Consider the following 19,958-nt stretch of genomic DNA (forward strand, 5'->3'; position numbering starts at 1 on the left):
GGCCCATCCACCCCCACCGCGTGGCACGCAAGCCCAGCCGTGGCCTGATTTGCGACATCAAGGCACCCATAAAACAAGCATCTGATATACATCAATAACACCGGGGATTTCACTCACTAATATAGTTGCATCCTTAATGCATCTTTTTGATGCGACACCCACAGAGGGAATCCCCATGACACAGTCCGCCTCCACCATCCAGCTCGACCTCCGCGTGCTGGCGCCGCGCGAGCGCCATCCGCTGATCTTCTCCGCCTTTGGGGAGCTCGGCATCGGGCAGAGCCTGGAGCTGATCAACGATCACGATCCGCGCCCCCTGCAGTCGCAGTTTCAAGTCGAGCGCCCGGGGCAGTTTTCCTGGGACTACCTTGAGCGCGGCCCCGGCACATGGCGCGTTGCCATCACCAAGGTGGCGTCTGCCGCCAGTGCCGGCCACTGCTGCGGTGGTTGCGGTGGTGGCGCCTGAATTTCCGATTGCATCCTGCAAGGAACCTTGTCATGAAAACCAATCAAAGGCTGTGGCGGTGGCTCGGCCTGATCTTCATCCTGTCGTTCGGGGCATTGGGCTATCTGGGCCGGCAGATCTATCTGGCAGCGCCGCCGATTCCGCATGCCGTCGTCACCTCTGTGGGCGAGGTGCTCTTTACCGGTGAGCAGATCCAGCGCGGCCAGGAAGCCTGGCTGGCAGCCGGCGGCCAGCAGCTTGGCACCGTCTGGGGCCACGGCAGCTACGTTGCACCTGACTGGTCTGCCGATTGGCTGCACCGTGAAGCCACAGCGCTGCAAGCCATCCGCGCGCATCAGCAGTTCGATACCGATGCGCCGTTGACGACCGTGCAGCAAGCCGCCGTCGACGCCAGCGTGAAGGAGGAAATGCGCCGCAATACGTACGACGCAAATCACGACATCCTGACCGTGTCGCGTGAGCGCGCAGAGGCCATCCACGGTGTGGCCCAGCACTTCGAGGCCCTGTTCGGCACCGATCCGTCGCTGGCAACGCTGCGCGATCAATACGCCATGGCCACCGGCGTGCTGCCGGAGGCGGCCGATCGTGAAGCCCTGGCGGCGTTCTTCTTCTGGACGTCGTGGGCCGCGGCCGCCGACCGCCCAGGCGAGACCGACATCTCGTATACGAGCAACTGGCCGCATGAACCGCTGGTAGGCAACACAATGACCGGCGGTGCGGCAGTGTGGTCGATGGTCAGCATCGTGCTGCTGCTGGGCGGTATTGCCGCCATGCTGTGGCTGCACGGCAGCAGCAAGCACGAAGAGGAGGCTGCGCCGCTGCCGGCCGATCCGTTCCTCAACGTGGTGGCCACGCCGTCGATGAAGGCCACGCGCAAGTACTTCTTTGCCGTGATCGGCCTGATGCTGGTGCAGATCGGCATGGGCGCCATCACCGCGCACTATGCGGTGGAAGGGGAATCGTTCTTCGGGATTCCGCTGGCGCAGGTGCTGCCGTACGTGATCAGCCGCACCGTGCACACGCAGCTTGGCGTGCTGTGGATTGCCACGGCATGGCTGGCCACGGGCCTGTACATTGCGCCGCTGCTGTCGGGGCGTGAACCGAAGTTCCAGAAGCTGGGCGTTGACCTGCTGTTCTGGGCGCTGATCTTTATCGTGGTGGGGTCCATCGCCACCGGCTGGCTCGGCACGCTGCAACATCGCGGTGCAGACTTCGGCTTCTGGGTCGGTAACCAGGGGCTGGAATACACCAGCATGGGCCGCGTGTGGCAAATCTTGCTGTTTGTCGGCCTGCTGTTCTGGGTCGTGCTGCTGGGCCGTGCCCTGTGGCCGGCACTGAAGACGCCGTCGGAATCGCGCGGTCTGATCGCCATGGTGTTCCTGTCGGCCACCTGCATCGGCGGGTTCTATTCGACTTCGCTGGTGTGGGGCCAACACACGCACTATTCGATGATCGAGTACTGGCGCTGGTGGCTCGTCCACCTGTGGGTCGAGGGCTTCTTTGAAGTGTTCGCCACCGCCGTCATCGCGCTCATCTTCACGCGCCTGGGCCTGATTCGCGCCAGCAGCGCCAACCGCGCCATCGTGGCCGAGACGATCGTGTTCCTGTTCGGCGGCATTCTGGGCACGCTGCATCACCTGTACTTCACAGGGACACCGACCTCGATCATCTCGGTGGGTGCAGTGTTCTCTGCGCTGGAAGTGGTGCCGCTTTCGCTGATCGGGCTCGAAGCGCTGCAGAACTATCGGCGCACGCAAGGCACGCCATGGCTCAACGCTTACAAGTGGCCCGTGCTGTGCTTCGTGGCCGTGGGCTTCTGGAACACCGTCGGCGCCGGCCTGCTCGGCTTTGCCATCAACCCGCCCGCTTCGCTGTACTACGTGCAAGGTCTGAACATGACGGCCGCCCACGGGCACGCTGCACTGTTCGGGGTGTACGGCATGCTCGGTATCGGCCTGATGCTGTTCTGCCTGCGCGGCCTGTATGCGCGCAGCCTGCATGCCGATCGCCTGCTCAAGCCCGCGTTCTGGGGCCTGAACATCGGCTTGGCGATGATGGTATTCATGTCGCTGCTGCCGGCCGGCATCTATCAGGCCTGGGCGAGTGTCACCAAGGGCATGTGGTACGCCCGCTCGCCGGAAGTGGTGCACTCGAAAGTGATGGAAACGCTGGTCTGGCTGCGTGTGCCGGGTGACATCGTGTTCGCCATCGGTGCGCTTGTGCTGGCCTGGTATGCGCTGCGGCTGCTGCGCCGTCCGAAGGCCCAACAGATGGAGCCATTGCCGGCTTCGGCTCGCGCGACGCGTTAATTCCTCATCCAGCAGTCCTCCCAAAAACCCGCAGGGCCCGTGTCGATCTGACCGGGCCCTGCGGGTTTTCCTGTAATGCCCTCCGCCCCCCAGCTCCCTACAATGTCAAGTCATATAGATGAATAGTTAACTACTTTCGATATCCCATGCCCGCCGATCTCCGCCTGCCCCGCTACCAGCAATTGCGCGACGATCTGGCCGCGCAGATCGCCCAACAGCACTGGCGCCCGGGCGACGCCATCCCGACCGAAGCCGAGCTGGCCAAGACGTACAACGTGGCGGTCGGCACCGTCCGCAAAGCCGTAGACGTACTGGTGGCCGAAGGGCTGCTCGAACGCTTCCAGGGCCGTGGCACCTTTGTGCGGCGTGCCAGCTTTGCCAGTTCACTGTTCCGGTTCTTCCGCTTCCAGAGTGAGAGCGGCGAGCGACGCATTCCAGAGAGCCGGATCCTCAAACGCGACGTGCTCGATGCGCCGTCTGCACCGGCTGCAGGGTTGCAGATCGAAACGGGCTCGCCAGTCATTCGCCTGACCCGGCTGCGGCTGCTGGATGGCGCGCCAATGCTGGCCGAAGAAATCTGGTTGCCATATGACCGCTTTGCGTCGCTCGCCACGCTGGAACTCAACGCGTTTGGCGACCTGCTGTATCCGCTGTACGAATCGCACTGCGGCCAGATCATTGCGAGCGCCGAAGAAACGCTCACCGCCGAAGCCGTCAACGCAACGTATGCGCGCCTGTTGCGCATCCAGCCCGGCGATCCGGTGATGGTCATCGAACGCGTTGCGCGCGGCTACGACCGGGTGCCGCTCGAATGGCGGCGTTCGCGCGGCGCGGCGGCGCACTTCCGGTACCACGTGGATATCCGGTAGCGCCGCCTACGCTGCAACCCAATCCGACAAAAACACACACAGGAGACAACATCATGCAGGCCAACGCATCGACGGCCCCACCGCTGCTGGACGTGCGCGGCGTCACGCTGCAGTACAAGACACGCCAGCATCTGGTGACGGCCACCTACCGCGTCGACTTCCAGGTCTACCCCGGCGAGCGCTACATCCTGCTTGGCCCCTCGGGCTGCGGTAAATCGACATTGCTCAAGGCCATCGGCGGCTACCTCACGCCCACCGAAGGCGAGATCCGTCTCAAGGGCCAGCCCGTGAGCAAGCCCGGGCCGGATCGCATGATGGTGTTCCAGGAGTTCGACCAGCTCCTGCCGTGGAAGACCGTGAAGGAAAACGTGCTGTTCCCGCTGCTCTCTACGGGCAAGCTGGGCGCGCGTGAAGCCGAAGAGCGCGCGCTGCACTACATCAACAAGGTCAACCTCACGAAGTTTGCCGACCACCACCCGCACATGCTGTCTGGGGGGATGAAGCAGCGTGTGGCGATTGCGCGCGGCATGGCCATGGAGCCCGACGTGCTGCTGATGGACGAGCCCTTCGCCGCGCTCGATGCGCTCACGCGCCGCAAGATGCAGGACGAGTTGCTGCGGCTGTGGGACGAAACGCGCTTCACCGTGCTGTTCGTCACGCACTCGATTCCGGAGGCGATCCGCTGCGGCAGCCGCATCCTGATCCTGTCGCCGCATCCCGGCCAGGTACGCGCCGAACTGCCGAGCCTTGCGCGCGGCGATGATGACCCGGAGCGCTTCAAAGCCCTCGAAGCCGAGATCCACGACATGCTGTTCGCCCGCGCGGTGGAGGAAACCCATGCAGACTGAAACCCTTTCCATGCCGGCCACCACCGACATCAGCAACCGCGCGCCCGTCTACAGCACGCCCGTGGCGTTCGAGCGCATCGGCGTGGTGGAAAAACCCCTCTCCGTTGCGGAGCGTTTGTACGAACAGGCATGGCTGCGCAAGCTCGTCATCCTCGTCGTGCTCGCACTGGTGTGGGAAGGCGGGGCGCGCTGGCTCGACAACCCGCTGTTGCTTCCGACTTTTTCCGACACCGTGCAGGCGCTGTGGGCAGGGTTGGCGAGCGGCACGCTGTTTGCTCGCATCGGCACGTCGATGCAAACGCTGCTGGCAGGCTACGCGCTCGGCTTGGCGTTGTCCTGCGCGCTGGTCGTGCTCGGCATCAGCAACCGGCTCGGGCAGGACTTCCTGGAAACGCTCACCGCCATGTTCAACCCGCTGCCGGCCATTGCGCTGCTGCCAATCGCCCTCGTGTGGTTCGGCCTGGGCAACGGCAGCCTGATCTTCGTGATCGTGCATTCGGTGGTGTGGGCGGTGTCACTCAACACGCATGCCGGTTTCCTGTCGGTATCGAACACGCTGCGCATGGTGGGCCGCAACTACGGGCTATCCGGCATGGGATACCTGACGAAGATCCTGATCCCCGCCGCATTCCCGTCCATCCTCACTGGCCTGAAGATCGGCTGGGCCTTCGCATGGCGCACGTTGATCGCCTCGGAACTGGTGTTTGGCGTCAGCTCCGGCCAGGGCGGCCTCGGCTGGTACATCTACGAGAACAAGAACCAACTGCAAATTCCCGAAGTGTTCGCCGGCCTGCTGACGGTGATCATCATCGGCCTGCTGGTAGAGAACCTAGTATTCCGCACGCTGGAAGCCCGCACCGTCAAACGCTGGGGCATGCAAAACTGAACATGGGCACAACGCCAGCGCCCAGACGGTGTGGCCGTACCCTGCCCTAGATGGCGCCTTGAATTTCTGTTGCAGGGAGGAAAGAGAGGGGAGGCCTGTTTGAGCGCAGCGAGTTTGCCTCTCCTCCCTCCCTGCGACATAAATTCAAGGGGAAGTCGCCATCTCGGGCGCGCATTTCTTTGCTTACTTTCTTTGGGCAAGACCAAAGAAAGTGAGTCAGCCCCGGCAGGGGATGAAACAAGGGATGCACCACCAACAAACAACCATATCGACAACAACAAGGAGACAACACATGCAGCACCCCCGCCGCACCATCCTCCGCCTGACAATCGCCGCCACGCTGGCCACATCGCTCCTGGCCGGCGCCATCACCACCGCCCACGCAGAAGCCAACGAAGTCCGCATCTCCCACGGCTACGGCATCCTCTACCTGCCCATCATGGTGATGGCCAGCAAGCACCTGCTGGAGAAGCAAGCCAAGGCTGCCGGCCTGGGCGAGGTGAAGGTCAGCTACCGCATCCTGGACGGCGGCAACGTCATCAACGACGCCATGCTCTCGGGCGCGCTGGACATCGCCTCGCTGGGCGTGCCGGGCTTCCTCACGCTGTGGGACAAGACGCGCGGCAGCGCGATGGAAGTGCGCGGGCTCTCGTCGCTCAGCTCCTCGTCGATGTACCTGATGACGCGCAACCCGAACGTGAAAACGCTGGCGGATTTCTCCGACAAGGACCGCATCGCCGTGCCGGGCATCAAGACTTCGCTGCCAGCGGTGGTGCTGCAAATGGCCGCCGCCAAGACCTTCGGCGACAAGCAGTTCAACAAGCTCGACCCGATCACGGTGCCGCTGCCACACCCTGACGCCACCGCCGTCATGCTGGCCGGCGGCAGCCAGATCAACAGCCACATGGCCTCGCCACCGTTCTCGTACACCGAGGCTGCTGCACCCGGCCTGCACCGCGTGTTCAACACGGTCGACGTGCTCGGCAACATCACGCTGGACATGACCTACACCAGCAAGAAGTTCTACGAGGCCAACCCGAAGCTGTCGGCGGCGTTCGTGGCGGCGCTGGATGAGGCGAACGCGCTCATCGCCAAGGACAAGTCGAAGGCTGCGCAGATCTACATCACTCAATCGAAGGTGAAGAGTTCGCCGGAAGAGGTGAAGAAGATCCTGGACGATCCGGACTCGCGCTTCACAACCACGCCGGTGGGCGTCGCACACTATGCTGAATTCATGCAGCGCGTGGGCACGCTCAAGAACAAGCCGGCGTCGTGGAAGGATCTGTTCTTTCCGACGGTGCAGAGCAGACAGGGTTCGTAAGCAGGCAGCGCGCAGCATCCACACGGAGACATTCCATGGCACTACGCATCGTCCGGCTCGGTGAGCCGCGTCACCCCGATGAAGGCTTGCGCATCGGCACCGTGCGGCGCCCACCGCGCGGCGTGCCCAAGGAAGAATTCGCCAGCCGCGATTTCTACGACGTCTGGATGCCGCTGCTTTCGCCAACGCCCGAGCTTGTCAAGCAAGCGCAGGCCGCGCAATCCCAGCACGACGAAAAAGCCTGGCAAACCTTCGTGCGCCACTTCCGCACCGAAATGCGCGACGGCGATGCCGCGCGCCTGCTCGACATGCTGGCCGCGCTATCGCACCAGACCCACCTGTCGGTCGGCTGCTATTGCGAGGATGAAGCGCATTGTCATCGGTCAGTGCTGCGCGCGTTGTTGGAGGAGCGTGGGGCGAAGCTGGCTCCATGAACGCTCTTTCCACCTGCACAAGGAAAACCATGCCGAACCTGACCCGCACGTCGCGCTGCGCAGTCTCATCTGCCCTCTTGCTCGCGCTGGCCATGACGGTCGCGCAGACGGTGACGGCGCAAACAGCCCCCGCCGCACTGCAACCGTCCGAGTCTCACCACACCGTCGCCACGCTATCCGCTACGGGGGTGCAGATCTACGTTTGCAAGCGCGACGGCGACAAGCCCCTGGCGTGGGCCTTCAAAGCTCCGCTGGCTGATCTTTACGATGGGAGCGGCAAGCTCATCGTCAAACACGGTGCGGGCCCAAGCTGGGAAGCCTCCGACGGCAGCAAGATCACAGGGAAAGTCTTGCAGCAGGCACCCAACACCGCGGAAGCCGGCGCCATTCCGCTACTGTTGCTGCATGCCACCAATGCTGGCGGCGCGGGGCTGTTGAGCAGTGTGCGATACGTGCAACGGCTGCAGACCCATGGCGGCATCGCACCGGCACAGCCCTGCACGGAAGAAGGCCAGGAAGGCCGCAGCCCGTACCTGGCACAGTACGTTTTCCTCGACTGACGCAGCGTCGCACATACAGCGCCATACCCCATACAGGGGACGCCGCTCTCCCCTGGCACCCCTATAACGAAGACACACGCGACCGGTTGTTCACCGCGTCGCGCCGTCGTCATTCGTCATTCCAGGAGCACTGCCATGGGCCGCCGCTACATCGATTGCCGCGCCTTCCCCAGCGAGACCAACTGCTCGGTCGCCATCAGCGCCGACAGCGATGCCGAACTGCTGGAGGCGGCTGTGCAGCATGCCGTTTCCGTGCACAAGCACACCGATTCGCCCGAGTTGCGGGCGCAACTGCAAACGCTTTTCCAGGACGGCACCCCCGCCGTGGCGCCACCAAAGATGGCCACGGTCTGATCCAGATGCAACACCGCCTACCGGCGCGCAGACAGCGCCAGCATCAGCCGCACCACGTCGCACTGGCTGTGCGTGTTGGTCTTGCGGTAGACGTGTTTGAGGTGCGTGCGCACCGTGTCGAGTGAAATGCCCAGCGTGCGGGCAATGCAGGCTGGGTCGGAGCCGCTTGCGAGCAGATCGGCAACATCGGCTTCGCGGCGCGTCAGGTGGAATGCGTCGGTCAGCCAGAGGCTGGCCGGCTGCGCAGGCGAAATGCCCGCGCGCGCCGCAACGCGTTGCCAGCACAACGGCAGTGCCTGCGCAAAGTGCGGCAGCAACGCTTGCGGCGCCGCACCATGCTGCATGGATTGCGGCACGCCCGCCTTGCGGTAATCGAGCCACACCGCCCCGCGCACTTCCGCATCGGCCATCGGCCACGCTTCGACGCCGTCACCGCGTACCGCATGCAGCAGCACGTCGGCCGAGCGTGCGCCGCGCGATGCCGCCCAGTGCCACCTCCCATCGACGCGCCACCGGATCATGGCCGCTGCATGGTCCGCGCCGCACGCATCGCGCAGCACGTTCATCACGCCCACGGCATCGCCCGCGCACGCCGCTACGTAGCATTGGCGCAGCACGGTTGCCGAGGCATGAGGTGACGTGACAGAAAGACGCGGCATGAAGGCAATACGGGCGCAGCGGCTTGCGACCGCTGCGCCCGTTTCGAAAGGGACTTCATTATAGGAAGCGCGTCACCTCCCGCACTGCTCCTTTTGCCCTAAGCCCATCGCGTGGATCAGGCCAGCGCGCGGCGCGACATCCAACGTGCGCGCAGATGGTCGTATGCGAGGTTGAAGAAGAAGGTGTACGGCAGGAACAGCAGCATGATGCCGATGTCGAGCACGAACGCTTCCCACAGACCCACGTCGAGCCACCAGGCGGCCAGTGGCACCAGCATCAAGACCAGCCCACCCTCGAACAGACAGGCGTGGACCACCCGCAGGACCACGGTACGCGAGAGCCTGTAGCGACGCTCCACGCGCTCGAAGATGGCGTTGAACACCATGTTCCACACCATCGCCACCGCAGCAAACATGAGCGTCATCACACCCATCTCAGCCAACGGCAGTTCCATCAGCCAGCTGAACAACGGCGCACAAATCAGCATGGCAACCAACTCGAACGTCAGCGCATGCACAAGGCGCTCAGCTGGCGTTTTCTGTATGACTTGCATTGCAATTACCTCCAAAGAACGAGGTGCATTTTCATCGGTATGAACGGTATGATCCAGTTCATTAATATCGGTTTTTCCGATATATTGGGCGATACATCGCCGTCCGGAGTGCCCAATGCGCCATTCACCCGAAGCCTTACTGGCGTTTGCCGAAGCCGCTACGCTGGGTTCCTTTTCCGCCGCGGCCCGAAAATTGGGCAAGCGGCAATCCACGATCAGCGAGGCGATCGCCAATCTTGAAATCGACCTCGGTCTGACACTGTTCGACCGCAGCACGCGCCAGCCCACCTTGACCGAAGCGGGCCACGCGATGCTCACTCAGGTGCGCCGCGTGCTCGACGCCAGCGCGCAGATGGACCGCATGGCCGCCCAGATGGCCGGCGGTCTGGAGGCGCGTCTGACGCTCGTCATGTCTGACACCTACCAATCCGATCGCTACGAGCAAACGCTGGCCACACTCGAGCAGCGCTACCCCGATCTTGAACTCGAATGCCTGATCGCCGAACACGAAGACGTGGTCGACATCATCCAGTTGGGCCGTGCCCAGATCGGTTTGGTGGCCGCGCAGGCGGCATATCCGGCCGATATCGGCTGGGCGACCATTGCAGAGCAATCGGAGATCGGGCTGTTCGTGGGGCTGCAGCACCCACTCGCCCGATACGGCGACGAGGAAGTGCCGCACGCCATCCTGCGCGAGGCGCGAGAGCTACGGCTGAACACCTTCGTCGACCCGACGGGGCCACGCACCGACGCGGTGCCCGTGCGCAGCCTGCGCCGCTGGTCTGCACCGAGCTACCTAATGCTTCTGGAAATGGCCGTGCTGGGCTTCGGGTGGACGGAGCTGCCGCGCTGGCTGGTGGATCACTTCGCGGCAGACCGGTTGCATGAGGTGCGTGCACGGGGCTGGCCCCGCCTCGTGCCGGTGGACGCCGTATGGTCACGCAATCGCACACTTGGGCAGGCCGGCGCCTGGCTCCTTGAAACGATGCTGGCGGGCTAGGCACTCACGCGTTTTCGTCCAGCCGTTCGATGATCAGATGCGAGAGTTGGGCTGTCTGCTCTTTCGACAGCGTGAATTCCACGCCAAACGAAGGAAACGCAGATGCGGTTGTGCCCAGCGCAGGCGACCCGCTTGCCACCCGGCCGGTCAGGGAAAACGTCTCCAACTGGCCGTCCACGTAGGCATTGAAATCCAGGGCGAGTCTGTCGCCGGGCTGGAACGCAGGGTTGGCGCTCTGCACCAGCGCACCGTTCAGGCAGATGTCGCGGATCACCGCCACGCGATCCGCAGCCGACGCGGCCTGCCCCTGCGCACGCACGCGCGCCCCGATCCGGACCTGCACGCGCTTGGCACGGCGCAGCGGCATCTTCTGCATCTTGATGGGCGCCGACAAGACCAGATACGGCGAGGGAAACTGTCCCACCGACACCACGCTGCACATCATGGTGAATACCGAGCGGCCGGAAAAACCGCGCAGTATCAGCACGTCTCGCGGCTCGGGCCGCAGCGTGCGCTTGGCGTCGGCTGGCTGCGTGACAAACAGCGCTTCGCCTTCGATATAACCGATCAGGCGGCACGGGAGCAGGCCACGTAGCGGTGCGGACTTCTCCTGCACCTGCAAGACCGTGCCGACACTCAGGCCAGCCGACCCAATGCGGGGCGGAGCTTCTGCGGGCGCGGTAGCAGGCACGGCGGCAATGTCATCACCTTCTGCCAGTGCCAGCACCGGGCCGTGATGGAACAGAAGGCGAACGTCTTCGGCATCCGGCACGACAGCACCGGCGGGCAGCAAAAGCCGGCCCACACTGTCAGCCAGGGGAAACGGCAGCGGTTGACCGACCGGAACGTCTTCCTGCGTGAGTTGCCGCGTTTTCTGAAGGATCATGGGTGGCAAAGGATCGCGTCTGTCATGGGCGGGCCAAGGCAAATGCCTTGGCAGGTACGCCCGCCATTTTGTAACAATGGCCGGCAAATCGTCTGAGAGCAACTCGCATCAACCCTCCCCGCCTGACCTGCATCAACGGCAAGCGTTTTCGTCACCCAGCAACTGCAGTGGCCTCAATCTCGACAGCCAGCCCGTAGTGCAGCGTCGGTACCGGCACGACGGCGCGCGCCGGACGCAACTCGCCGATCCACGCGCTATAGAGCGCATCGAACGCGGGCCAGTGCGATTCCATGTCAGTCACGTACACGCGCACCTGCACCAGACGCGAGCGGTCTGTGCCGGCAGCGGCAAGCACAGCGTCGAGGTTCGACAGCACCTGCCGCACCTGCGTCTCGAACGGCGCGTCAACGAGCTTTTCGCCGGTGGGCGTCACGGGAATCTGTCCGGCGACGAACACGAAGCCATTGGCGCAGACCGCGTGCGAGTAATGCCCCGCAGGCGGGCGCAGTTGCGGCGCGTTCAGGTAGCGTGCATCGCTCATTTCGCTGCCTCCGCGCCCAGCACAAGCTTGGCGAAGAGTTGCAGATCCACATTGCCGCCCGACAGGATCACGCCAACGCGCTTGCCTCGCACATCGACCTTGCCGTTCAGCACCGCAGCTGCAGCCAGGCAGCCGGTGGGCTCGACCACGGCCTTCATGCGCGAGGCGAAGAACTGCATGGCGCTGACGAGTTCTGCATCGCTCACGGTCACGATGTCGTCGACCAGCTCGCGAATCACGGCAAACGTGTAGTTGCCCAGGTGCTGCGTCTGCGCGCCGTCGGCCAGCGTCTTGGGTGTATCGATGTGGACGATCTCGCCCTTGCGCAAGCTCTGCTGGCCGTCGTTGCCTGCCTCGGGCTCCACGCCGAAGATCTTGCACGCCGGGTTCAGCGCGCGCGCCGCCGTGGCGCAGCCGGAGAGCAGACCGCCACCGCCCAGCGGGGCCAGCAGCACATCCAGTGGGCCGACCTCTTCGATCAGTTCCTTGGCAGCCGTGCCCTGCCCGGCCATCACGTGCGGATGGTCGTACGGCGGGATCAGCGTAAGGCCGTGTTCTTCGGCCAGTTGGCGGCCGATGGCTTCGCGGTCTTCGGTGTAGCGGTCGAAGAACACCACCTCGCCGCCGTAGCCACGCGTGGCCTCCACCTTCACGACAGGCGCGTCCTTCGGCATGACGATGACGGCGCGCATGCCGAGCAGCCGGGCCGACAACGCAATCGCCTGCGCGTGGTTGCCCGACGAAAACGTGATCACGCCCGCCTTGCGCTGCTCCGGCGTGAATTGCGACAGCGCGTTGTACGCCCCACGAAACTTGAACGCGCCCATGCGCTGAAAGCTCTCGGCCTTGAAGAACAGTTCGGCGCCGGTCATGGCGTTGGCGGTGGCAGAGGTCAGCACCGGCGTCTTGTGGGCGACACCCTGCAGGCGGGCGTGGGCGGCAACGACGTCGTCGTAGGAAATGGGCAGGCTCATGCGAGATCCTCGGGAAGATAGGTGTAGACGGTGGAGCGCGCCACGCCGAGTGTCTGGGCGACTTCGGTCAGCGCGCGGCGCAAGTTCAGCAGGCCACTGACGGCCAGTTCGCGCATAGCCTCGCGGCGCTGGTCGAGGGTCATGGCCATGGGTGTGGTGTTGCGGGCGGCAGCAAACTGTTCGAGCGCGATGCGCACGTCTTCCACGCGACGGGAGCCAAGCGACTCGGGCACTGGCGGCGCAGCCGCATCAACGCGCATCAGTTGCGTGAGGCCGGTGGTCACGGCATGCAGCATGGAGACATCCATGTTCAGGCAGATGGCCGCCACGTAATCGCCGCGGCTGTTCTTCAGCCCGATCGATGTGCTCTTGGCCGGGCGCCCGTCGGGAAACCGGTTGGCGTAGTTCTCGATGACTTCCGGGAAGTCGGGGTCGGCCAGGCGCGCGAGTCCCAGTTCCGTCACGGCGTCGCCCACCTGGCGGCCGGACAGGTTGTTGGCGATGGCGACGACGGCATGATCGGGATCGGTCAGGTCGTGCAGGACGACTTCCACCAGCGGCGCCAGCGTCTTGCCCAGCGCCTCGACGATCTTTCGGCCTTCGCGCAGCAGAAGGCGGTTTTCTTCAGTGGGCTTCATAGCACTGACGATACGTCAGTTACTGACATTTCGTCAATGCCATGTTGGCTGCCGTGCGCGGCGCCCCTCCCGGCCGAGAAAAAAAACGCCTGCCCGAAGGTCGAGAGAGAACGGAGGTAACGCGGGCAGGCGGCTAAAACGTTATTCGGGGAGCAGCTGTGCTGAGCCTGGCGCGGTCTCATGCTGCGCGGGCTGCACATGGGTGGCGCGGCCGGGCCGGATCTTGAACCAGATGGAGTACATCGCCGGCAGAAACACCAGGGTCAGGATCGTTCCGGCAAACGTCCCGCCGATCAGCGTGTAGGCGAGCGCGCCCCAGAACACCGAATGCGTCAACGGAATGAAGGCCAGGATGGCTGCCAGCGCCGTCAGAATCACCGGCCGCGCGCGCTGCACGGTGGCCTCCACCACAGCCCGGAACGGATCGAGCCCTTCGTCCTTGTTGTGCTGAATCTGCCCGATGAGGATGAGCGTGTTGCGCATCAGGATGCCCGACAACGCAATCAGGCCCACCAGCGCGTTGATACCAAACGGCTGCCCGAACAGGATCAGGGTGGGCACCACGCCAATGAGGCCCAAGGGGCTGGTCAGGAACACCATGACCATGGCGGGGATGGACCGCACCTGGAAGATGAGGATCAGCAGCGTAACCGCCAGCATGATCGGGAACAGCGGCAACATGGCCTTCGTCGCCTTACCCGACTCCTCGATGGAACCGGCTTGTTCAATGCGGTACCCGCTCGGCAGTTTCTCGATGATCGGAGCAAGCTGCTTGCTAATGGCCGTCGACACGTCGGGCGGTTGCAGGCCTTCAGCGATATCGCCGCGCACCGTGATGGTGGGCATGCGATCGCGTCGGCGGATGATCGGCTCTTCCATGCGCACATCGATCTTGCCGACTTGCGAGAGCGGAATGCGTTGCCCGTTGGCGCCAGCCAGTGTGAAGTCGCCGATCCGGGCCGGGTCCAGTCGAACATTGCCGGCGGAGCGCGCAGTGACCTGCACAGTGCGAATGTCCTCGCGCACCGCCGTCACCGGAATGCCGTTGAGCAGGAACTGCAGTTGCTGTGCGACGGCACTGGAGGTCAGCCCAACGACCTGCAAGCGATCCTGCTGCAACGTGAAGTGCAGCGTGGGCACGCGCATTCCCCAATCGGTATTGACTGTGCGCATCATCGGGCTGGCGTCCATGACATGCTGGACATCGGCCGCGATGCGGCGCAACGTTTCCGCGTTCGGGCCGGTCACGCGATAGGCCACGGGGAACGGCGAATACGGACCGAACACGAGCTGCGTGACACGCACACGCGCCCCTGGGGCAAGGCCGTCTGCAACGGCCTGACGCAGCCGCTGCTTCAACGCGTCGCGCTCTTCCTGACTATCGGTGCGGATCACGATCTTGGCGAACGATGGGTCCGGCAACTCCGGCCCCATCGCCAGATAGAAGCGCGGTGCACCCTGGCCAATGTAGGCCGTCACGATCTTGGCTTCCTTCTGCTTAGCCAGCCACGCTTCCAGCTTGGCGGTGGCCGCGTCGGTCTGGTTGATCGACGTGCCATAAGGCATCTGCACCTCGACAAGCACTTCCGGGCGATCCGAAATCGGGAAGAACTGCTTCTTGACGATCGCCATGCCCCCAATGGCTAGCGCGAAAAGGCCCACCACGGCACCCGCGACCAACCATTTGCGCGCAATCACGCGCCCGAGCAATTGGCGGAAACGGTTATAGCGCGGCGTGTCGTAAATCGCATCGTGTCCGCCTTCGACCTTCTTGAAGTTGGGCAGCATCTTCACGCCCAGGTAAGGCGTGAACACCACCGCCACCACCCACGACGCAATCAGCGCGATACCGACAATCCAGAACATGTTGCTGGTGTATTCCCCGGCCGTCGATCGCGCGAAACCGTTGGGCATGAAGCCGACCGCCGTCACCAGCGTGCCCGACAACATGGGTGCCGCAGTGTGGCTCCACGCGTAGGCTGATGCGGCCACACGGCTGTAGCCCTCTTCCATCTTCACCACCATCATTTCGATGGCAATGATCGCGTCGTCCACAAGCAGGCCCAGCGCGAGGATCAACGAGCCCAGCGTGATACGGTCGAAGTTCTTGCCTGTCGCGGCCATTACAACAAACACCACGGCGAGCGTCAGCGGCACGGCCGCAGCCACCACCAGGCCGGCGCGCCACCCCATGCTGACGAAACTCACCAGCATGACCACGAGCAGCGCCGCAAAGAACTTCAGCATGAACTCGTCGACAGAGGCGGCGATGTTGACCGCCTGGTCCGTCACCTTGGTCAGGCTCATGCCGAGCGGCATGTTCGCATTGATGGCGCCGACTTCCTTGTCGAGCGCCTTGCCCAGGTCCAGGCCGTTCCAGCCTTCGCGCATGACGATGCCCAGCAGCAAGGCTGGCTGCCCGCCATTGCGCACCATGAACGTGGCCGGATCCTCATAACCACGCTTGACGGTGGCAATGTCGGACAGCTTCAGCGTACGGCCCTGCGAGACCACCGGCGTATCGCGAATCTTCTGCAGCTCGTCGAACGCGCCATCCAGGCGGATGAACACCTGCGGCCCCTTCGTTTCCACCGAGCCCGCAGCGGCTAGCGCATTCTGGGTGTTGAGCGCGGCAAAAACGTCTTGTGGATTCACCCCAAGGGTCGCCAGCCGGTCATGAGAGAACTCGACGTAGATGCGTTCCGCCTGTTCGCCGATGATGTTGACCTTCTTCACGCCGGGCACGTGCAGCAGACGCTGGCGCTGCGTCTCCGCATCGCGCACCAGAGCACGTTGCGGCTCGCCCTGTGCCTTGAGCGCGAACAGCGCAAACGTCACGTCCGAATATTCGTCATTGACGATCGGCCCGATCACGCCCGACGGCAGGTTGGCCACCTCGTCGCCGACTTTCTTGCGCGCCTGGTAGAACTCCTCCTGCACTTCGGACGGCGGCGTGCTGTCGAGCAACGTCAACGTGGTGAACGCCAGCCCCGGCCGCGTGTATGTTTCCGTGCGGTCATACCAGCGCAACTCCTGCATGCGCTTTTCAATTTTCTCGGCCACCTGATCCTGCATTTCCTGCGCGGAGGCACCCGGCCACACGGTGACGATGTTCATCACCTTGACCGTAAAAGCGGGGTCTTCCGCACGGCCCAGCTTGAAGAAGGCAATGAGACCTGCCACCGAGATCAGGCAGATGAGGAACAGCGTGACGGCACGCTCGCGCACGGCGAGCGCCGACAGGTTGAAGCGGCCTTGGCTCACAGTCGCACCCCCGCGATGGCAGTGCCGGCATCCTGGCCCGCTACGCGCACCTGCTGCCCTTCACGCAGCAGTTGCGCGCCGAGCGCGACGATGCGGTCGCCCGGCTTGACCTGCCCACCGACGTGCGCGCCTTCATCCCCCACCCGCGCGATGGTGACGGACCGCCACGACACCTTGGCAGGCTCACCCTGGATGAGCCATACGCCCGGGCCCTTGCCAGCATCGAACACTGCGCCGAGTGGCACCTGCACGTCGCCTTGCGCAGTGGCAGGCCGATCGGCAATCTGGATCGTTACGGTGGAGCCCAGCGGCGCATTCGCCAGATCCCCGTCCAGCACGTAACGCGCTTCGAAGGTGCGGGTCAGCCGATCGGCCGCGTCCGAAAGTTGCCGCAGCTTGGCCGGCACGCCGGCAGTTTCCGCGCCAAAAAGCGTTGCCTGTGCAACCGAGCCAATCGCCGGCCGCAAGGTTTCCGGCAGCTGGACCACCGCTTCGCGTCGGCCCGCGTGCGCGAGGCGCACCACAGCCTGCGCTGCGTTGACGACCTGGCCGGGCTCCGCCAGCGTTTCCATGACCACGCCGTCGCCGTCTGCAACCAGCTCGGCGTAACGGCTCGCGTTGCGCGCCACATCGGCCTGCGCTTGCGCGGCGCTGAGTTGCGCTTTGGCCGCGTCCGCAGCAGCCTTGGCCTGGTCATAGGCCGAGGCAGAAATCGCCCCGGTTCCACGCAGATCGCGGTAGCGCGCCTCGTCTTCGGCCGTCTGTTGCGCGCGTGCCCGTGCGGCCGCCACGGTTTCCTGCTGCGCATGCGCGGCGAGCTTCAGATCAACCGGGTCGATGCGCATCAGCGGCTGCCCGCGCTTGACGGTCTGCCCCGCGTCAACCAGCCGCTCCAACACTTTTCCGGGCACCCGAAAGCCGAGGTCGCTCTGCACCTTGGCAGCCACGACGCCCGTGAATGAACGGGATGCGGAAACCGCCGGTTGAACGACCACCACACGCACCAAGGGCGCCTCGGTGCGCGGGTCGACGGGGGCTTTTTCGCCGCACGCACTCAGCGCGAGGGGCAACGCAAAAGCAACGGTAGAGATAACAAAGCGACGCGAAAACATGAAAGCCCCATCGACGAGATGATCTGGGCTTTCATTCTGGTTCTAGTGACCAAAATAGTCAATGGTCACAAAGAAAAAATCTGCGCATCAGGGGGAAAGACTCCGCAGCACCAGACTGGAGAGCAGCCCGGGCGCCGTCTCTGTGTAGTCAAAGCTGTACTGCAACAGCAGCGGATTCATGTACGGACGCATGACCAGGTAAATGGCTGCCGTGGTTTCGTCCAATGGCGTCTTGCGCTCGAAGTCTCCGGTCTCGCGGCCCTCCTGCAGCACATCGCGCAACAACGTCTGGATACGGCCTTCATAGGCGATCACAGACTGCCAGCGCTCAGTCGCTGCCGAGGCGGCAATTTCATACAACTTGCGGTCATGGGAAAACAGCCGGAGGCTGGCCTCCGTCAAGGCTTTGAACATCCGCCGCAGCTTCTCGGGCGGCGAGCCGGCCTCGGCCAGTGCCGCGTTGACGTCGGTCTCGATCTCGCGCAGGCAGTTGGCGCAAATCATCTCGCCAATGGCCTGCTTGGATTCAAAGAACTTGTAGATATAGGCCTTGGAAAAGCCGATGGCCTTGGCCAGATCGGACACGGCGGTCTTCTCATAGCCATAGCGGCTGAAATGCTCGGTGGCGGCGGCGACGATCTGGTCCCGCACGTCGTGATCCGCCGGACCGCGGGCGGAAACGGGGTAAGGAGTGGTCTTCATGGCGTCAGCTTACGCGAGTCGCAATCATTGAACAACTTGTGACCAATTTGTACTATAGTCACTAAAAGTTTCGATGGAAGTCGCCCATGTTGCCAAAACACTCCCTTACCGCACTCATCGTTGCCGCCCTGGCAGCAGGCTGCGCCGTCGGCCCGGACTATGTGAAGCCCGATATGCCGGCTCCAGCCAAATTCCTTGGCCAGACGGCCGTGGAACAGCGCAGCGCCACCACCGCAGCCGATCTGTCGGCGTGGTGGGCAGGTTTTGGCGATCCGCAACTGACGCGCTTCGTGCAGCTGGCGCTGGAACAGAACCTGGGCCTTGCCCAGGCCTTCGCCCGCGTCACGCAAGCGCGTGCAGGCCTTGGCGCCGCCAACGCCGCGTTACTGCCTTCGGGCAACGTCACAGGCCAGGCGGGGCGCGCCTATCAGTCCGTCGAGACCCCGTTGGGCCGCGTCTTGAATTCCCGACCCGGCTTCGACCGCTATGGCAATGCGCTTGAAGCGGACGCCAATGCAAGCTGGGAGCTGGATGTGTTCGGCGGCCTGCGCCGTGGCCGGGAAGCCGCGCTGGCGGATTACGAAGCCTCCCAGGCGGGCGCGGTTGCCACGCGGTTGGCCGTGGCCGCACAGACGGCCGACATCTACATCACGGTCCGCGGCTTGCAGACACGCCTGCGCGTGGCACGTCAGCAGGTAAAGACGCAAGAGGAACTGCTCTCCACGGTCAACCTGCTGTACGGCAAGGGGCTGGCGGCAGAACTTCAGGTCAGACAGGCGGAGGGCGCGCTGGCCCAGGTGCGGGCTTCCATTCCGCAGCTTGAGACCCGCCTCGACGCGGCGATGAACGCGCTCGACGTCATGCTGGGCTCACTGCCGGGCACGCACAGGGCCGAGCTTGCGCAAGACGGCGACATCCCTGCTGCGCCACGGATTTCGATCAGCGGATCACCGGGCGAACTGTTGCGGCGGCGCCCCGACCTCATCGTCGCCGAGCGCCGGCTCGCGGCTTCCAACGCACGCATCGGCGTCGCCATTGCGGAGTACTACCCGAAGTTCTCGCTTGGCGGGCTGCTGGGCAGCGCCACATCGGTGGGCGCCGGCAGCCTGTTTGGCAGCGGTGCCAGTCAGTTTGCCGGCGTGCTGGGCTTGCGCTGGCGCCTGTTCGACTTCGGGCGCATCAACGCGCAGATCGAGCAGGCCAAGGGGCAAGAGGCAGAGATGCTGGCCGCATACCGGCTCGCCGCGCTGCGCGCCACGGAAGACGTGGAAGACGCCTTTTCCGCCCTGGTCAAGTGTGAAGAGCAGGCGGCCGTGCTCACCCAAGGCGTGGATTCGCTTGGCCGCGCGCGAAACGCCTCGTTCGCTGCGTACCAGAAAGGCGTCGTCAGCCTCATCGAAGTCCTGCAGGCCGACGAAAGCCTGTTGCGTGCATCCGATGCGCGCGCCCAGGCGCAAACGGAATCGGCACGCGCTGCAGTCGCGGCATTCAAGGCGCTGGGTGGCGGCTGGAATCCGAACGCATCGACCGCCGTTGCCAGCAAATAGCCGCACAACCTCACAACAACCGCCTAACGCAGCA

20 protein-coding genes are annotated in these 19,958 nt (G+C 64.1%); 11 read left to right on the forward strand and 9 right to left on the reverse strand.

The annotated features are described in order from the left end of the window. Positions 1–175 precede the first annotated feature (175 nt). The 9 genes from CFE42_RS10360 to CFE42_RS10400 all read left to right on the forward strand — a co-directional run bounded on the left by CFE42_RS10360 (position 176) and on the right by CFE42_RS10400 (position 8,047). Positions 176–466 carry a DUF2249 domain-containing protein gene (locus CFE42_RS10360; RefSeq protein ID WP_004627827.1) on the forward strand — a complete coding sequence of 97 codons (291 nt, stop codon included), beginning with the start codon at positions 176–178 and terminating at the stop codon, positions 464–466. Positions 467–498: 32 nt separating this feature from the next. Further along, complete coding sequence (locus CFE42_RS10365; protein ID WP_004627828.1) at positions 499–2,775, forward strand: nitric-oxide reductase large subunit; 2,277 nt, start codon at positions 499–501, stop codon at positions 2,773–2,775. A 146-nt stretch (positions 2,776–2,921) separates the two neighbouring features. After that, positions 2,922–3,644, forward strand: coding sequence for a GntR family transcriptional regulator (locus CFE42_RS10370; RefSeq protein ID WP_004627829.1), 723 nt, complete (start codon positions 2,922–2,924; stop codon positions 3,642–3,644). A 53-nt stretch (positions 3,645–3,697) separates the two neighbouring features. Then, positions 3,698–4,492, forward strand: coding sequence for an ABC transporter ATP-binding protein (locus CFE42_RS10375; RefSeq protein ID WP_004627830.1), 795 nt, complete (start codon positions 3,698–3,700; stop codon positions 4,490–4,492). Continuing rightward, positions 4,482–5,378, forward strand: a complete 897-nt coding sequence (locus tag CFE42_RS10380; RefSeq protein ID WP_004627831.1) for an ABC transporter permease — start codon at positions 4,482–4,484, stop codon at positions 5,376–5,378. The genes CFE42_RS10375 and CFE42_RS10380 overlap by 11 nt, the downstream gene beginning before the upstream one ends. 292 nt (positions 5,379–5,670) lie before the next feature. After that, positions 5,671–6,699, forward strand: a complete 1,029-nt coding sequence (locus tag CFE42_RS10385; RefSeq protein ID WP_004627832.1) for an ABC transporter substrate-binding protein — start codon at positions 5,671–5,673, stop codon at positions 6,697–6,699. Positions 6,700–6,734: 35 nt separating this feature from the next. Further along, entirely contained in the window at positions 6,735–7,133 is a 399-nt protein-coding gene (locus CFE42_RS10390) for a DUF488 family protein (protein WP_004627833.1), read from the forward strand. A 29-nt stretch (positions 7,134–7,162) separates the two neighbouring features. Then, positions 7,163–7,693 carry a DUF3455 domain-containing protein gene (locus CFE42_RS10395; RefSeq protein ID WP_004627834.1) on the forward strand — a complete coding sequence of 177 codons (531 nt, stop codon included), beginning with the start codon at positions 7,163–7,165 and terminating at the stop codon, positions 7,691–7,693. A gap of 135 nt (positions 7,694–7,828) precedes the next feature. After that, positions 7,829–8,047 carry a DUF1059 domain-containing protein gene (locus CFE42_RS10400; RefSeq protein ID WP_004627835.1) on the forward strand — a complete coding sequence of 73 codons (219 nt, stop codon included), beginning with the start codon at positions 7,829–7,831 and terminating at the stop codon, positions 8,045–8,047. A gap of 17 nt (positions 8,048–8,064) precedes the next feature. On the opposite strand, the gene CFE42_RS10405 is transcribed toward CFE42_RS10400, so the two are convergent. Together CFE42_RS10405 and CFE42_RS10410 are read right to left on the reverse strand one after the other, a co-directional pair. After that, positions 8,065–8,706, reverse strand: coding sequence for a helix-turn-helix transcriptional regulator (locus CFE42_RS10405; RefSeq protein WP_004627837.1), 642 nt, complete (start codon positions 8,704–8,706; stop codon positions 8,065–8,067). A 116-nt stretch (positions 8,707–8,822) separates the two neighbouring features. Continuing rightward, positions 8,823–9,260, reverse strand: a complete 438-nt coding sequence (locus CFE42_RS10410) for a multidrug/biocide efflux PACE transporter (RefSeq protein WP_004627838.1) — start codon at positions 9,258–9,260, stop codon at positions 8,823–8,825. A 115-nt stretch (positions 9,261–9,375) separates the two neighbouring features. On the opposite strand from CFE42_RS10410, the gene CFE42_RS10415 reads away from it, so the two are divergent. After that, positions 9,376–10,260, forward strand: a complete 885-nt coding sequence (locus CFE42_RS10415) for a LysR family transcriptional regulator (protein WP_004627841.1) — start codon at positions 9,376–9,378, stop codon at positions 10,258–10,260. Positions 10,261–10,264: 4 nt separating this feature from the next. Here the strand turns inward: CFE42_RS10415 and CFE42_RS10420 are convergent, their stop codons facing one another. The 7 genes from CFE42_RS10420 to CFE42_RS10450 form a co-directional block, all read right to left on the reverse strand. Beyond that, entirely contained in the window at positions 10,265–11,146 is an 882-nt protein-coding gene (locus CFE42_RS10420) for a flagellar brake protein (protein WP_004627843.1), read from the reverse strand. Positions 11,147–11,297: 151 nt separating this feature from the next. Beyond that, positions 11,298–11,687 carry a RidA family protein gene (locus CFE42_RS10425; protein WP_004627844.1) on the reverse strand — a complete coding sequence of 130 codons (390 nt, stop codon included), beginning with the start codon at positions 11,685–11,687 and terminating at the stop codon, positions 11,298–11,300. After that, a complete protein-coding gene (locus CFE42_RS10430) occupies positions 11,684–12,661 on the reverse strand; it encodes a threo-3-hydroxy-L-aspartate ammonia-lyase (RefSeq protein ID WP_004627847.1) in 978 nt (325 codons plus the stop codon). Before CFE42_RS10430 ends, CFE42_RS10425 begins: the two co-directional genes overlap by 4 nt. Next, positions 12,658–13,299 (reverse strand): PAS domain-containing protein, encoded by a 642-nt coding sequence (locus tag CFE42_RS10435; protein WP_004627849.1) that lies wholly within the window; start codon positions 13,297–13,299, stop codon positions 12,658–12,660. Before CFE42_RS10435 ends, CFE42_RS10430 begins: the two co-directional genes overlap by 4 nt. A 141-nt stretch (positions 13,300–13,440) precedes the next feature. Then, positions 13,441–16,563 (reverse strand): efflux RND transporter permease subunit, encoded by a 3,123-nt coding sequence (locus CFE42_RS10440; RefSeq protein WP_004627851.1) that lies wholly within the window; start codon positions 16,561–16,563, stop codon positions 13,441–13,443. Then, positions 16,560–17,675: an efflux RND transporter periplasmic adaptor subunit gene (locus tag CFE42_RS10445; protein WP_004627854.1), complete on the reverse strand. Its 1,116-nt coding sequence runs from the start codon at positions 17,673–17,675 to the stop codon at positions 16,560–16,562. The genes CFE42_RS10440 and CFE42_RS10445 overlap by 4 nt, the downstream gene beginning before the upstream one ends. An 87-nt stretch (positions 17,676–17,762) precedes the next feature. Next, positions 17,763–18,377 (reverse strand): TetR/AcrR family transcriptional regulator, encoded by a 615-nt coding sequence (locus tag CFE42_RS10450; RefSeq protein WP_004627855.1) that lies wholly within the window; start codon positions 18,375–18,377, stop codon positions 17,763–17,765. Positions 18,378–18,463: 86 nt separating this feature from the next. Here CFE42_RS10450 and CFE42_RS10455 point away from each other — a divergent pair, with 86 nt between their 5' ends. Beyond that, positions 18,464–19,924: a TolC family protein gene (locus tag CFE42_RS10455; protein ID WP_004627857.1), complete on the forward strand. Its 1,461-nt coding sequence runs from the start codon at positions 18,464–18,466 to the stop codon at positions 19,922–19,924. The last annotated feature ends 34 nt before the right edge of the window (positions 19,925–19,958 follow it).

This window comes from Ralstonia sp. PBBBR1 (assembly GCF_002256165.1).
GTDB lineage: Bacteria > Pseudomonadota > Gammaproteobacteria > Burkholderiales > Burkholderiaceae > Ralstonia > Ralstonia thomasii.